The sequence below is a fragment of the Streptococcus dentiloxodontae genome (assembly GCF_053206925.1).
Genome location: NZ_JBRUHR010000012.1, coordinates 15990 through 30408, shown reverse-complemented (window position 1 = coordinate 30408; position 14419 = coordinate 15990). Strand labels below are relative to the sequence as shown.

General features: G+C 40.1%; 10 protein-coding genes and 1 pseudogene. 2 read left to right on the top strand and 9 right to left on the bottom strand.

Annotated features, from left to right (window positions below):
- Positions 1–122: 122 nt before the first annotated feature.
- The 5 genes from ACVRZ8_RS06975 to treP all read right to left on the bottom strand — a co-directional run bounded on the left by ACVRZ8_RS06975 (position 123) and on the right by treP (position 7611).
- The gene (locus ACVRZ8_RS06975; RefSeq protein ID WP_447448600.1) at positions 123–914 is read right to left on the bottom strand and encodes a hypothetical protein; all 792 of its coding nucleotides are present in this window, start codon (positions 912–914) and stop codon (positions 123–125) included.
- A 272-nt stretch (positions 915–1186) separates the two neighbouring features.
- Positions 1187–2725 (bottom strand): cardiolipin synthase, encoded by a 1539-nt coding sequence (gene cls, locus ACVRZ8_RS06970; RefSeq protein ID WP_447448599.1) that lies wholly within the window; start codon positions 2723–2725, stop codon positions 1187–1189.
- Between the two features lie 152 nt (positions 2726–2877).
- Positions 2878–3858, bottom strand: a complete 981-nt coding sequence (locus ACVRZ8_RS06965; protein WP_447448598.1) for an NAD(P)-dependent alcohol dehydrogenase — start codon at positions 3856–3858, stop codon at positions 2878–2880.
- Between the two features lie 92 nt (positions 3859–3950).
- Positions 3951–5585, bottom strand: a complete 1635-nt coding sequence (treC, locus tag ACVRZ8_RS06960; protein ID WP_447448597.1) for an alpha,alpha-phosphotrehalase — start codon at positions 5583–5585, stop codon at positions 3951–3953.
- A 61-nt stretch (positions 5586–5646) separates the two neighbouring features.
- A complete protein-coding gene (gene treP, locus ACVRZ8_RS06955; RefSeq protein WP_447448620.1) occupies positions 5647–7611 on the bottom strand; it encodes a PTS system trehalose-specific EIIBC component in 1965 nt (654 codons plus the stop codon).
- A 187-nt stretch (positions 7612–7798) separates the two neighbouring features.
- Here treP and treR point away from each other — a divergent pair, with 187 nt between their 5' ends.
- The gene (treR, locus tag ACVRZ8_RS06950) at positions 7799–8509 is read left to right on the top strand and encodes a trehalose operon repressor (protein ID WP_447448596.1); all 711 of its coding nucleotides are present in this window, start codon (positions 7799–7801) and stop codon (positions 8507–8509) included.
- A 74-nt stretch (positions 8510–8583) separates the two neighbouring features.
- On the opposite strand, the gene uvrC is transcribed toward treR, so the two are convergent.
- From uvrC to ACVRZ8_RS06930, 4 genes and pseudogenes are all read right to left on the bottom strand, one after another.
- Entirely contained in the window at positions 8584–10368 is a 1785-nt protein-coding gene (gene uvrC / locus ACVRZ8_RS06945) for an excinuclease ABC subunit UvrC (protein WP_447448595.1), read from the bottom strand.
- A 286-nt stretch (positions 10369–10654) separates the two neighbouring features.
- A pseudogene (locus ACVRZ8_RS06940) lies at positions 10655–11204 on the bottom strand (NADPH-dependent FMN reductase); the annotation flags it as partial.
- Positions 11205–11215: 11 nt separating this feature from the next.
- The gene (locus tag ACVRZ8_RS06935; RefSeq protein ID WP_447448594.1) at positions 11216–11830 is read right to left on the bottom strand and encodes an NADPH-dependent FMN reductase; all 615 of its coding nucleotides are present in this window, start codon (positions 11828–11830) and stop codon (positions 11216–11218) included.
- Between the two features lie 100 nt (positions 11831–11930).
- Positions 11931–12815, bottom strand: coding sequence for an AraC family transcriptional regulator (locus ACVRZ8_RS06930; RefSeq protein WP_447448593.1), 885 nt, complete (start codon positions 12813–12815; stop codon positions 11931–11933).
- 113 nt (positions 12816–12928) lie between these two features.
- Between ACVRZ8_RS06930 and ACVRZ8_RS06925 the strand changes: the two genes are divergently transcribed.
- Positions 12929–14419 carry an FAD-dependent oxidoreductase gene (locus ACVRZ8_RS06925; protein WP_447448592.1) on the top strand — a complete coding sequence of 497 codons (1491 nt, stop codon included), beginning with the start codon at positions 12929–12931 and terminating at the stop codon, positions 14417–14419.

Below are 14419 nucleotides of genomic sequence, written 5' to 3'. Positions count from 1 at the left end.
CCTTAGGATTGAAAAGAGTTAATCTCGCTTTCTCCTTACCAAAATCCACCTCATCTAAGCTTTCAAATAAAACCACAAAAAATCCCTATCTAAAATAAGATAGGGAACATAAGGAAGGCATTTTAATAGAGATGGAAAAGTTTAACTAGAAACCATAGATTTTCCAAACCAAAAAGACTTCTAAGAATAGTAAAGGCAAGATAGGGAATCTTTATATTATAAACTTGACCGCCTGAAATCTCACCGTCCTTTGACAAATCAATTGTGATATGAATATAATCTGAACCTTCTCCTGCTACCGACACACGGCTAGTCGTAATTGTTGCAATACTCGTTTTGATGCTAAACAAATTTGGAGACGTTATTTCTGTCGGCTTGTCAGATGAAGTTTCAGGTTCAGAAGACTTTGAAGAATCCTTGGTCTCATTTTTATCCTGTTCTGACTTTGAGGAGTCTGTTGAAGACTCTGAACTTTCTTCTGATTGAGACTCTGGTACAGATGACTCTGTTGTGCTTTCAGATGGAGCTTCCTCTGATGCAGGTTCTGACGGAGCAGGTTCAATGTAGTAATCTGACGCAGGCGTGCTTGTGTCAGGATTTTGCTCAGAAGTTTCAGGAACTGTAACATCTTGATTTTCACCTGAGTTAGAAGAACCTGTTTCTTCACTAGACGAGCTTGGCTCTTGTTCTTCAGAAGAACTGCTGCTTACTTCTGTAGAAGAAGATGATGAAGTCACAGTCTTAGAGGCAGTGGTTGATGACATATCCGTTTTTACCACTGAGCTTTTAGAGCTGGCAGCAGCTTCACTTGCTAAAGTAACAGATCCAGCAGTTAAAACGGTTAAAGCAAGCACAGCCGAGGCCAAGCCAAATTTAAATTTATTTAACCCAGAAGTTTTCTTTTGCGAATCCATAAATTGTCTCCATCTGGTAAAACCAGTTTTTTATTAATATATAGTTATATTACCATAAAAAAAAGTTAATAACAATATTATTTTTATTGTATGACATTATCTCAAAAAAGTCCTCCATCAAAAGATAGAGGACGGGGCACATTTGTGTGATAAAAAGGTTCACAGCAATTTATCAAGGTCGGCTCCTGCCTTACAATCTAATGTCAGACCTCCCCAGCGTAAAATTTGTTAAAAACAAATTCGGCTCATCGCATAATGTCATTATAACATGTCTACATAAGAGGTGCAACTGTCTTGGCTAAAAGTCCCAAAGCCTTGGTTTTTAACGGCGTTGCCTTAATCGTTTCATAGGTTACCTTGCGGCATTTAGTCAAAGTCTCTTTGAAATCAGCCTCTATATCAACAATACAGTTAGTTTGATACATGTAAGCTGCACATTCAAAATGATGATAGAGACTGCGATAATCCAAATTAATGGTTCCTACCACCGCTTTTTGATTGTCAGAAACAAAGACCTTAGCATGAACAAAACCTGGAATATATTCATAAATTTTAACACCGGAATCAACCAGTGTGCGATAGTAAGTCTTAGCCAAGGCATAAGCGTAGGCCTTGTCCGGAATGCCTGGCATAATAATCCTAACGTCCACACCACGTTCTGCCGCAAATTTGAGGGCATGAGTCAGCTCACCATCTAAAATCAAATAAGGCGTCATAATGTGAACATAATCACGCGCATGATTGAGAATGTCAATATAAACATTTTCACCCACCTTATCCTTATCCAAAGGTGAATCTCCATAAGGCACCACAAATCCTGCCACATCATAACTTTCATGTTTTTCTGGCAAATAATGCTGGGCTTGCATGACTTCTGTTGGCTCTGTCCACATCTGTAAAAAGAGCAAAGTAAAAGTATCAACAGCTCTGCCCTTAACACATATTGCGGTATCTTTCCAATGGCCAAACCGCTCAACTTTGTTGATATATTCGTCTGCTAGATTGACGCCGCCTGTGAAAGCAACCTTGCCATCAATCACTAAAATTTTACGGTGATCACGATAGTTATAGTAAGTTGATAAAAAAGGTGTAATAGAGGCAAAAGCTTTGGCATCAATACCAATCTTTTTCAACCTATCCGTATAGTCAAAGCTGAGTGTTGATAATTCAATCATGCCATCATACATGACTCTGACTTCTACTCCTTCTTTAACCTTTTGTTCTAAAATGGCCAGAACCTCTCCCCACATAAGCCCTTCGTCAATAATGAAATACTCCATAAAAATGTATTTCTCAGCCTTACGGAGTTCATTTTTCATGGCTTCAAATTTAGCCTCTCCAGATGGAAAATAAGTGACTTCGCTCTTACGGTAAACTGGGAAACTCCCATGGCGTTCAAAATAAGAGATCAGATTGTAATTGGAAGTATGTGAATTTCTCAGCTCTGCAACTGCTTCTTTATCCTGCTTGAAATAAGGCACAGCCTGAGCAAAGGTAGACTGCAGACCACGTTTCATTCCCCTATAGCCCAAATCAAGCCGAGTATAAGCTAAAAATAGGGTCCCCACAAAAGGAAAAGGGAGAATCAAAAGCAGCCAAGTAATGACAGAGGTTGAGTCCATATCGCTGTTTATCAAATAAATCGTAGCAACAGTTACCATGATAAGTTCTACAATCTCTAAATGAATTTGGTACTGCTGAAACCAAATATATGATGATAAAAGAGCAGCCACTTGGATCAGAATTAATATAAAGATGATTGTACCGCGTGAAAATACCCCGCGCAAAAAACCGCGGCGGCTCTTATCCAAAAGTGTTAAAACACGTTCTTGACCGGTTTGCTTTTCGTTTTCGATGACAGCGGCCTCCTAATTGAAAATGTGTTAATTAACATTATAGCACAATATCAGGCGAAAATTTTAGATGGAATATGAAAAAACTGAGGAAACCCTCAGTTTTTGAATTACTCTTTAAAGTCCATTTTCACCACGACTTTCCCCTGCGTATGCTGAGTGATAATGTAAGAAATAGCAGACTTGGTATCTGACACCGAATAAACCTTATCAATATGAGGTTTTAACCGATTAGCTTCTGCTAGGTCTTTAGCAACAGCCAAATAATCTTTAGGAGGCGTTAGAAAATAACTAAAAAACTTTACATTCCGTAAAAATAACGAAGCTATAGCTGCTTGACACAACTGCTTGGCATTACCCAAAGCCACGAAAATCCCATTGTCTGTCAAAAGTTTACGATAAGTCTTTAGAGAATAGCAGCCATTGACGGCAATGATACGATCATATTGCTGCTTAATCTGTGTGAAATCTTCTTTTTTGTAATCAATAATGGTATCACTGCCCATTTTTCGAGCCAATTCCAAATTTCTAGTGCTGCAAACACTGGTCACTTTGGCACCTTTAGACTTTGCCAGCTGCAGCACATAGAGCCCTACACCACCTGAAGCACCGTAAATAAGAACTCGCTGTCCCGCTTTAATTTTCGCTTTATTGATGCCACCCCAAGCAGCTTCAAAAGAAGAGGGTAAAGCTGACGCTTCTTCAAAAGTCAAAGACGATGGTTTTAGACAGACCCCTTCCTTATTCAACAATGCGTACTGAGCAAAACCTCCCTTTGAAAAGAAAGCTGGTGTTTTACCAAAAACAGCATCACCTTGTCTAATATGACTAATATTTTTTCCCACTTCAACAACCTGACCAGCAATTTCTGAACCAATAGGCTGTCCCTTGAAGCGCATAAACCAAGCCATAATCTTTTTTGACAAGGAAAATTCTTTTTCCAAACCGGTAAAACGCTGATAATCTGTGATATTAAAGCTAGCAGCCTTGACAGCAACCACAACCTGATTATCATTTGGCTCAGGCTTTGGAACCTCCCTTATCTGCAATGCATCTAAACCAGATAAACGTGTGTAAACCATAGCTTTCATGAATCTTTCCTTCTCTTTTCAACATAGTTTATCGGTATTTTCTCAAAATCATTACTTTTATAAACTTGGCTTTATTGCATCCTGTTAATCTATTAATTTATTTTTTCCAAAATAATGGCCAAGGTTTGATAGGGTCTTAAAATGATTTTGTCTTTCAGCTGAGTGTCTGAATAATTACTGATGAGAATCTGACCTAACTGATAATCCGCTGGAATTTCTACTTCCGTTTCATCTTTGAAGAAATTGTTCAATACTAATAGCTTTTGCCCATCCAATTCTCGTTCAAAAGCATAAACAGATTGACTGTCGGTATATGCAGCCCGATACGAACCTTCCGAAATGATTGGTAATGTTTTTCTCAACTCTATCAGCTTTTGATAAAAAGGAAAAATAAAACCATTCTTTTCCATCTTAACATTAATAGTCTGATAGGACTTGGCTGCTTTAAGCCACGGTTTGCCTGATGAGAAACCTGCATTTATGCTATCATCCCATTGCATAGGAATGCGTGAGTTGTCGCGTGATTTCGATTTGATGATTTCAAAACCTTCTTCCGAACTTTTGCCTGATGCCATAAGTTCCTGATATGCATTAAGGCTTTCAATATCCACATAATCTGCCATAGAATCATAATCAGGATCAATCATGCCAATCTCCTCACCCATATAAATGTAAGGTGTTCCCCTTGAGAGATGGATACTGGCTGCAAGCATTGTCGCCCCTTCATTACGAAAATGCTTGTAATCAATAAAGCGGTTAAGCGCATGGGGCTGATCATGGTTATTCCAAAACAAGGCATTCCATCCATTGCCTTTACACATTTCTTCACCCCACGAATGAAACAAGGTTTTGAGTTCATTAAAATCAAATGCCTTCAAGGTCCATTTGTTTCCATTATCATAATCAACCTTCAAATGGTGAAAATTAAATACCATTGACAATTCATGATTTTTTGGATTGCTGTATTGAATACAATTTTCAATTGTTGTCGAACTCATCTCACCAACTGTCATACTGCCAATATCTTGACCAAACGTTGCTTTATTTAGCATTCTTAAATAATCATGCGTGACTGGCTTATCTGTATAGGCAGGCTTACCATCATTGATGGGACAATTTTCTAAAACATTGTCCTTGCCAATAACATTAATGACATCAAAACGAAAATGTTTCACACCCTTAGCACGCCAAAAATTAACGATTTGGAACAGTTCCTCACGAACATGAGGATTATGCCAATTGAGGTCAGCTTGAGTAACATCATAAAGATGCAAATAATATTTTTTTGTATCTCCAAAGGGAGCCCAGGCATTTCCTCCAAATTTAGAGCGCCAATCCGTTGGTTCATCGCGCAGAATAAAGAAATCTTGATAATATTTATCACCTTTTAGAGCCTTTTGAAACCATTCATGATCCGTTGAGCAATGATTAAGAACCATGTCTAACATCAGCTCAATACCATGTTTCTTGGACTCTCTGACTAATTCTTCAAAGTCTTCCATAGTACCAAATAAAGGATTAATAGCTGTATAGTTGGAAATATCATAGCCATTATCACGTTGAGGACTTAAATAAAAGGGATTGAGCCAAATTACTTCAATCCCCAATTCTTCCAAATAGGGCAGTTTTTCAATAATCCCACGTAAATCACCGATACCATTACCGGTTGTATCTTTGTAAGATTTTGGATAAATTTGATAAACAACTTTTTTCTTATCAAAACTCATGATATTCTCCTTACAGTAAAGTCTGGGACAGACATGTTCCAGACTCATGTGAAATAGCCTTTTATAGCTTACTTGCGGTCATCAGAGCTTCTCCTCGTTTGACAGAATAAGGAAGATCATTTACAGCATCCGGCTGATAGGTGTCTTGGTTCGTGATAATAACTGGCGTTTCAACCACATAGCCTGCAGATTTGATTTTATCAATATCAAAACCAATAAGTTTATCTCCTGCCTTTACCGCATCACCTTGGTTAACATAAACGGTAAAACCGTCACCATTTAAATCGACAGTATTCATACCAATATGAATGAGTAATTCAACACTCTCTGTTGAAATCAGACCAATTGCATGTTTGGTAGGAAGCAGAACTGAAACAATACCATCAAAAGGAGCAACTAACTCACCCTCACTCGGTTCAATGAGAACTCCTTGTCCCATAATTCCTTGAGAAAAGACTGGATCTGCAGCGTCATGTAAATTCTTCACTTCTCCTGTCAAAGGGCTTTGAATGGTAACGACAGTTCCTTTGGATGGAAGAGCCTTCTCTGCTTTAATCTCTGTCGGTTCTGCAGCTTCTGCTCTGACCTCGTCTTCAGCCTTAGTCATAATACTCATTTTACGGAAAAGCATGGTCAGAACAAATGGGATAACAATAGCAATGACCATGTCAATGGCGAAAAGTCCCATATATTTAGCTTGAATTGATAAAATACCTGGAAGTCCGCCAACACCGATAGCATTTGCTGTGATATTAAACGATGTACAAAATAGACCCGCACAGGCTGAGCCAATCATACCTGCTACAAATGGATAAAGGTATTTAAGATTGACCCCGAAAAGAGCTGGTTCTGTAACACCAAGATAGGCTGAGATAGCTGCTGGAAGTGACACTTGAGCTTCACGTTCATTATGACGGTTCATAAAATAAAACGATAAAACAGCGGAACCTTGCGCAATGTTAGAAAGAGCAATCATTGGCCATAGACCGGTACCATTTGAATCTGCAATTAACTGGGTATCAATCGCATTGGTCATATGATGCAAACCAGTAATAACAAGCGGAGCATAGAAGGCTCCAAATACTGCACCAAAGAGCCATTTGACTGGACCTGTCAAACCAGCAAGAACAACAAATGAAATGCCTTTACCAATACTCCATCCCACAGGACCGAGAACAGTATGCGCCAAGATGATGGCCGGAATCAATGATAAGAAAGGAACAAAAATCATTGAAACCACTTCTGGAATATGCTTACGCCAAAAACGTTCCAAATAAGCGAGTGACAATCCCGCTAAAAGAGCTGGTATAACTTGGGCTTGATAGCCGATACGTTCAATTGAAAAATAGCCAAAATTCCAAGTCCAGTCTTTTGCAATATCAGCGGCTGACGTACTGGCAACATTATAGGCATTTAGTAATTGATTAGGCGAAATCAAACAAATACCAAGCACAATACCAAGAATTTGACTGGTTCCCATCTTCCTAGTCACTGACCAAACAATCCCAACGGGAAGATAATGGAAAATAGCTTCGCCGGGTAGCCACAAAAATTCATAAACCCCATTCCAAAATGTCGATACTTCAATAATTGTTTTTCCGCCAAGAGAGTCAAAAGCAATATCTCCTAAGACATTACGGAATCCCAAAATTAAACCGCCTACAATAATGGCTGGAATAATGGGAGTAAAAATATCAGCTAAGAAACCCAGTGCCTGCTGGAACCAATTTTTATTTTTATTGGCAGCAGATTTAACGGATTCTTTTGAAACCCCTTCAATTCCTGATACAGCTGTAAAGTCATTATAAAAAAGAGGAACATCATTTCCAATAATTACCTGAAACTGTCCGGCATTGGTAAACGTTCCCTTGACCGCAGGAATTTGCTCCAAACGCTTAACATCTGCTTTGCTGTCATCATTTAAAACAAAACGCATGCGTGTCGCACAGTGTGTGACTGCCGCTACATTTTCTTTGCCCCCAACGGCCTTTAACATCTCACGGGCATCTTTTTCAAATTTTCCCATAACACTTCTCGGCAATAGCCTGTCTCCTTTATTAGATTATAAATACCTGCTAGCTTTTATTTATAATGTTATTGTAATCGTTTACTTAATTGTATACAAGTTGTTGTTATAAATTTGGAACTTTTTTGGTAAAATAAAGTAAGTTGTATGAAAAATAAAAGACAACTTATTGGACAAAAAAGCAATTATGAAAAAATACGAAATGATTTATAAATCAATTGAAGAAGACATTCTCAATGGCGTTTTTCAAGTGGGGGATTATTTGCCCACTGAAAAAGAATTGACAACTATTTACCAAGTTAGCCGTGATACAGTCAGAAAATCACTGACAATGCTCGTTGAAGAGAGACTCATTAGAAAAATACACGGTTCTGGTTCGCAAGTTATAAAACACGAGCAAATAAATTTTCCCATAGCTGAATTGACGAGTTATCAGGAATTAGTGTTAAAGCACGGTATTCATTCAAAAACAAATGTTATTTCCATTCATAGGTTGATTGTGGACAGCAGCCTCTCTAAACTGACAGGTTTTCCAATACACAGCATCGTTTGGAAAATTACCCGCCAAAGAGTGGTTGATGACAGTCCGTCTGTTCTGGATATTGATTATCTCAGTCAAAAAATTATCCCTGAAATAACGAGATCTGTTGCAGAAAACTCCATTTATGATTATTTGGAAAATGAGCTGCATTTAGATATTTCTTACGCTCAAAAAGAAATTACCATTGATCAGATAAGAGAACAAGACAAAATCCTCTTGGATATTGGCAGTGAACATCATGTTGTCTCCATCAAATCTAAAGTGTATTTAGCCAACCATCAGCAATTTCAATTTACTGACAGCCGGCATAAACTTGAGAAATTTAAATTTGTTGATTTTGCTAAAAGGAAACACTAATTCCGCTTAATAAAAAAACGGCAAAAATTTTGAACCGTTTTATTTTGCCATCCTGTAGTTTAGTAACTGATAAATTATTTCAAGCTATCCTTTGCCAGCTTCTCCAGTACTGCCTGAGCAACCTTTTCGGGTATGCCTAGAGCATGAATGTCTTCTATACTGGCTTTTTGAATAGCTGCCATTGATTTAAAATGCTTGAGCAGAAGCTGTTTGCGTTTAGGACCAAGTCCTTGAATGCCATCCAATTTAGAACTAAAGCTGTTTTTGCTGCGAACTTGTCTGTGAAAGGTAATTGCAAAGCGATGCACCTCGTCTTGAATACGGTGAAGCAGAAAAAATTCCTGAGAATTTCTTGGCAGGTCAACAACTTCTAATGGGTTACCAAAAAGAAGCTCCTGCGTTTGGTGTTTGTCATTTTTTTGCAACCCTGCGATTGGAATCGTCAAGCCCAGTTCATTTTCAATGACATCACGCGCAACATTGACCTGACCTTGACCGCCATCAATAATGATGAGATCTGGCGCTATCAAACCATCACGCTGAATGCGGCTGTAACGCCTTCTGATAACCTCGCGCATGCTGGCATAATCGTCTGCACCTTGAACTGTCTTGATTTTGTACTTTCGGTACTCTTTTTTATTAGGTCTGCCATTTTCAAAAACAACCATAGCTGAGACGGGGCTAGTTCCCATGATATTGGAATTATCAAAAGCTTCAATGCGATTGGGCGCAGCGATTCCTAGAAGAACACCGAGATTGTCAACCGCACCCTGCGTTTTGATCAGATCTTTTTCTAGCAGGTCAAACTTTTGTTCAAGGCTGACGCGGGCATTTTTTATAGCTAAGCTGACCAGTTGCTTCTTCTCACCACGCTGAGGCTTGATTACCTTGCTCTCAACCAAGGCCTCAACAGACATCTGATCAATGTCTGACGGAATAAAAATCTCACGTGGCATCAAGTGTTTGCTGTCGCGGTAAAATTGGCCAAGGTAGGTCAGAAAATCCTCTTCAGGTTCATTGTAATAAGGAAACATATTGACATCGCGCTGAATGAGCTTGCCCTGGCGGACAAAGAAAACCTGCACACACATCCAGCCTTTATCAACATAATAACCAAAAATATCGCGATCCTGCATATCCTGACTCATAACACGCTGCTTGGTGCGCAAGAGGCTAACTGCCTCAATGAGGTCACGGTATTCGGCTGCCCGCTCAAATTCCATCAATTCAGAAGCCTTGCTCATTTTATCGCGCAGCTCATTGACAATCTTATCGTCCTTACCGTTGAGGAAATTCTTGACGTCCTCCTTAAGCCCATCCCAATAAGTTTGATCAGTCTGACAAATGGTATGCGCCTTGCACTGGCCTAAATGATAATAAAAACAGACTTTGTTAGCCGGATTCTTACACTTTTTGAAAGGAAAGATTCGATCCAACAGCTTTTTAATTTCATTGGCCGCGCCAGCATCCGGATAGGGACCAAAATAAAGCCCACCATCTTTTTTGACTTGACGTGTAATTAACAGACGCGGATAAGCCTCCTTTGTAATCTTGATAAAGGGATAGGATTTGTCGTCCTTAAGCCTGATATTGAACTTGGGCATATTTTCTTGGATCAGGTTAATTTCCAAAAGCAGAGCCTCGATATTAGACTCTGTCACAATAAACTCAAAATCCTCAATTTCAGAGACTAACAGTTCTGTCTTGGTATCATGGCTGCCACGAAAATAGCTGCGCACACGATTTCTTAAATTCTTGGCCTTGCCAACATAAATAATTGTCCCATTTTTGTCCTTATGCAGATAACAGCCTGGACTGTCTGGCAAAAGCTCCAGTTTATGTTTAATCAGTTGGTTCATAGGTCTATTCTATCAAAAAAAGGAGACAAAAGCTCCTTTCTTTGCATTTTAGTAAAATAGAATCTCAACCCATATCAAGCAAGATCAAGCTCCGCAATGACATCTCGTCCTTCAATACCTAGATCTGCTCCAAAGGTTTGATCAAGCGCCTTTTCAAAGGGTGTTTGAGAGTCTGTTACGACTGCTGGTGCTACTGGTGCTGCTACGGCATTCCAACTGGCTGAAGCGCCTGAGTTCGCATCCGTTTCATTTGCTGAAATGTCACTTGCTGCTGGGACTTCTGCTGTTTTTAATCCCCTGACCAAGCGAACGTATTTGACAAAATTCTCAAGGCAGCTTCCCAAGAACTGAACGGTAGCTTCGTCTTTGAGGCAATGATACTCATCAAAGGCTTCTTTGGCATTACCCAGCAAAAATTCATTTCCTGGCAGAACCATGGCATTGACACCTGGAGAATCAAGAATTTGACGAAGATGGAGCTGCGCACGAGATGAGCCTTGCTGATAATAAGAGGCTCCGACAATCATGACAGGCTTGCCATCAAACGGATGGATATTGAAAGACAGCCATTCGATTGTACTTTTAAGCGCTGCACTTGTCGTATGATTGTGTTCTGGCGTAGCAATAATGACACCGTCAGCAGCGATTATCTTACGAGCAAGATTTTGAATGACCGGACTGTCTGTCTGATCATCTGACTGATTGAAAAGCGGAACATCTGTAATTTCGAGAATTTCCAAATCAAATAGATTTTTAAATTGATAACCGATATAGTGCAGTAAAAGACGGTTATGTGAAAATGGCGCATTTGAGCCGACAATACCAATGATTTTCATAGACTCTCTCCTTATTGTGTCAGGCAATCCCATGAGAAGTCTGCAACTTCTTTCTGGTGCTGCTTGTGCGTTTCTGTTAATTGGCTGGTTACCTTGATAAAGGTTAAAAAGTCTGCGAATAAAGCCTCCAAGCGTACCAGCTGCTCTCTATCTTTCAATTCTCCCTGTTCGTCAAAAGCCTGCAAGGAATGAGACAGATGATACTCTGATGATGGCATGATATAGGCACGCAGCTCAGGCGCATCAAGAATCTGGCGAAGCTGAGCCTGTGCTCTGGAAGAACCAAGCGTGCCATAAGAGGCTCCGACAATCATGACAGGCTTGTCAACAAAAGGATACTGACCAACCGAAAACCACTCCAAAGCATTTTGAAGTGCTGATGTGATAGAGTGATCATATTCTGGCGTGGCAATAATGACACCGTCAGCTGCCGCAATCTTCTCTTCCTTTTTCTTAACCGTATCTGGAATTGAATGGAGCAAACCTTTGTGAAATAGCGGAATATCCTTGATTTCCATCAGTTCAATAGCTGCCTCTTTTTCAAAATGGCTGGCAATGAACTGTAAAAGCTGACGGTTGGTAGATTTATCAGAATTAGTTCCAACCAATGCAATCAATTTAGTCATAGGCTTCTCCTTATTGTAAACATTCTAACAATAATTATAAGGAAAAATGTCTAAGTTGACTCAAATAATTTGTATCCTATAACATGACTTTTGGTATCTTTTAGTCCTCAAATCTTGGCAATCGACTCTCCTGACGATAAGCCTTAGGCGTCAGCCCAGTATAAGACTTAAAGTTGCGATGAAAATTGGAAACTGCCTTATAACCCAGCTCCTGACTAATTTCTTCCAAGCTTTTGGTGGTCAGCTGAAGCTGTTCCTTGGCCAGCTCTAGCTTGATATGAGTTTTAAGTTCCTTAAAGCTAAGCCCAAATAAATTCTGGCAGAGACGGGAAAAATAGTTTGGCTGATAGGCGAAATACGCAGCTGCCTCCTTCAAACTTACCGACTGAATATTTTCTGTTACATATTTCATAATCATGCCCGACTGTGTCTCCTTGCTGGCGTATTTTACTTGTGCACTTGGGAATTGCGAAGCTGATTTAGAGACCTTGTGCTCATGATCGCGCAGCAATTCAGTAAATAAAAGTCCTGCTACCTTTTGACTTTGAAAAGCTACATAATCAGTTTCCTTGGCCTTCTCAGACAAGTCCTCCAAACAAGCCAGCGCATCCAGATAAGCATGGCAAAGCTTGGCATCAAGTTCTGTGAAAAAAATATAAGCCTGACTGGCATTCTCCTCATTCATCAAATCATGGATAAGCGGATTATCACCAACAGTGTATTGGCTCAAGGGAGTTGGCAGGTCAAAGGAGATTGAGTAAAGTCTTAAAAGAAGAGGCGTACGATCCTGGGAAGACAGCTGAAAATCTATAAAGGTCTGTCCCACCAAAAGATCAAAAGGCTTCATCATAACTTGCCCCTTGGGATGCTTAACGGAAACAGACGACAAGCATTCCAAAATATAAAGGTGCTTCTTTTTTTCATCTTGCGGTAAGATCGGTTCATTCAAGAGATACTCCTGACAATTAAAAATCTTTTTTAGCATGATACACCTCGTAAAAGTCATTAAAAGTCATAAAACAAGATATTTAAAGGGCTTACAAACGTGATTTATTTCACTTATAATTATAGCATAAAAACGAAGTGGGGGAATTTCACATGACTAAAGAATTTACTGTTGATGTTGTTATTGCTGGAGCTGGTGGTGCTGGACTTTCCGCTGCTCACGCTGCTGCCCAAAACGGACTTAAAGTTCTTGTTCTTGAAAAATTACCGCAGGTAGGTGGCAATACCAAGATTTCATCTGGCTTTTTTGCCGTTGAAACGAAGGAACAAAAAGCACTTGGCTACGATTTGACAACCCAAGAAGCAATTGATCAGCTGCAAGAGCATAATCATTTTCTATCAAATGGTGCACTGCTTAAAAATGTTATTGAACACGCCAAGGAAACCTTAGAAGAAATCGAAAGCTTGGGTATGGAGATTCAGCTCAATCCTGTTGAAAACACCACCCAGTTCGCCCATCGTGATAATAAATACCGTGGCGGATCCTACCACATGTATATGGACAAGGATCGCACTTTCCCAGCGGTGCAGCATTCTATCGAAGCTGAAGGGGCTGAATTTATCTTTGGCGTTACCATGAAAGAGCTCCTTCAAGATACTTCTGGCCGCATTACAGGTGTCAAAGCTACAGATGACAAGGGTGAGGAAATCATCGTACATGCTAAGGCTTCTATCATTACAACCGGTGGCTTTGGGGCAGACAAACGCCGGGTAGCAAAGGTTATGCGTACCATCAACCTGCGTTCCCTAGGTGTTCCAAACTTTGGTGAAGGACTCTCTGCTATGGAAAATGCCGGCGGGGTCAATATTGATGGCGCCGCTCTTATCCATGCTGCTCAAATGGCAGAATCTGTTGTCAGTCAAGAAACCAAAGGCAAGCGGTTAGCAGGCTTTAATGACTCACCTCTGACACAACTGCTGCTGTCACCGCTCCTTTGGGTTGATCCAAATGGTGCTCGCTTCACCAATGAAGATGTGGTCTACGACACCGTTCAATGGTCCAATGCTGCCTATGGTATCGGCTCAAAATATTTCTACGTGATGGACAAGGCGACACTAGACAGCTATACCAAAGAACCGCAAGTTGTCATTTCCAAATCAGGACCAGGTGCTTCAGATGCCAAAGGAGATTTTGTCGCTCTGGCTGACGAGGCCGTAGAGCAAGGCATCGCTTTCAAAGGAAATAGTATTGGAGAATTGGCGCAAAAAGCAGGCTTTGATGCAGAAACTTTCAAGCAAACCATCAAAGAATACAACACTGCCATTCATTCACAAAATGACAAGCATTTCTCAAAACCAGCAGCTTCCCTTAAATACGCTGTTGAAAATGGTCCTTATTATGCCTTTATCGCTCAGGTCGTTTATCTTGGAACCGTTGGTGGTGTTCGTGTTGACAAGGACTTGCGTGTTTTGGACGTTTACAACAAACCAATTCCTGGACTTTACACTGGCGGTGCCAATGCTGGCGGCTACTATGCTCCACGCAACTATCCTGCCTATGAAGGTTTGGCTTCTGGCTTCTCCTGGACTTCTGGGCGCCTAGCCGGATTAGCAGCTGTCAAAGACATTGCTGAAAATAAATAA

What these genes read in the sequence shown, in the direction of transcription:
- ACVRZ8_RS06975 (WP_447448600.1), bottom strand. Translation starts at nt 914, where the DNA reads ATGGATTCGCAAAAGAAAACTTCTGGGTTAAATAAATTTAAATTTGGC.
- ACVRZ8_RS06965 (WP_447448598.1), bottom strand. Translation starts at nt 3,858, where the DNA reads ATGAAAGCTATGGTTTACACACGTTTATCTGGTTTAGATGCATTGCAG.
- treC (WP_447448597.1), bottom strand. Translation starts at nt 5,585, where the DNA reads ATGAGTTTTGATAAGAAAAAAGTTGTTTATCAAATTTATCCAAAATCT.
- treP (WP_447448620.1), bottom strand. Translation starts at nt 7,611, where the DNA reads ATGGGAAAATTTGAAAAAGATGCCCGTGAGATGTTAAAGGCCGTTGGG.
- treR (WP_447448596.1), top strand. Translation starts at nt 7,799, where the DNA reads ATGAAAAAATACGAAATGATTTATAAATCAATTGAAGAAGACATTCTC.
- uvrC (WP_447448595.1), bottom strand. Translation starts at nt 10,368, where the DNA reads ATGAACCAACTGATTAAACATAAACTGGAGCTTTTGCCAGACAGTCCA.
- ACVRZ8_RS06935 (WP_447448594.1), bottom strand. Translation starts at nt 11,830, where the DNA reads ATGACTAAATTGATTGCATTGGTTGGAACTAATTCTGATAAATCTACC.
- ACVRZ8_RS06930 (WP_447448593.1), bottom strand. Translation starts at nt 12,815, where the DNA reads ATGCTAAAAAAGATTTTTAATTGTCAGGAGTATCTCTTGAATGAACCG.
- ACVRZ8_RS06925 (WP_447448592.1), top strand. Translation starts at nt 12,929, where the DNA reads ATGACTAAAGAATTTACTGTTGATGTTGTTATTGCTGGAGCTGGTGGT.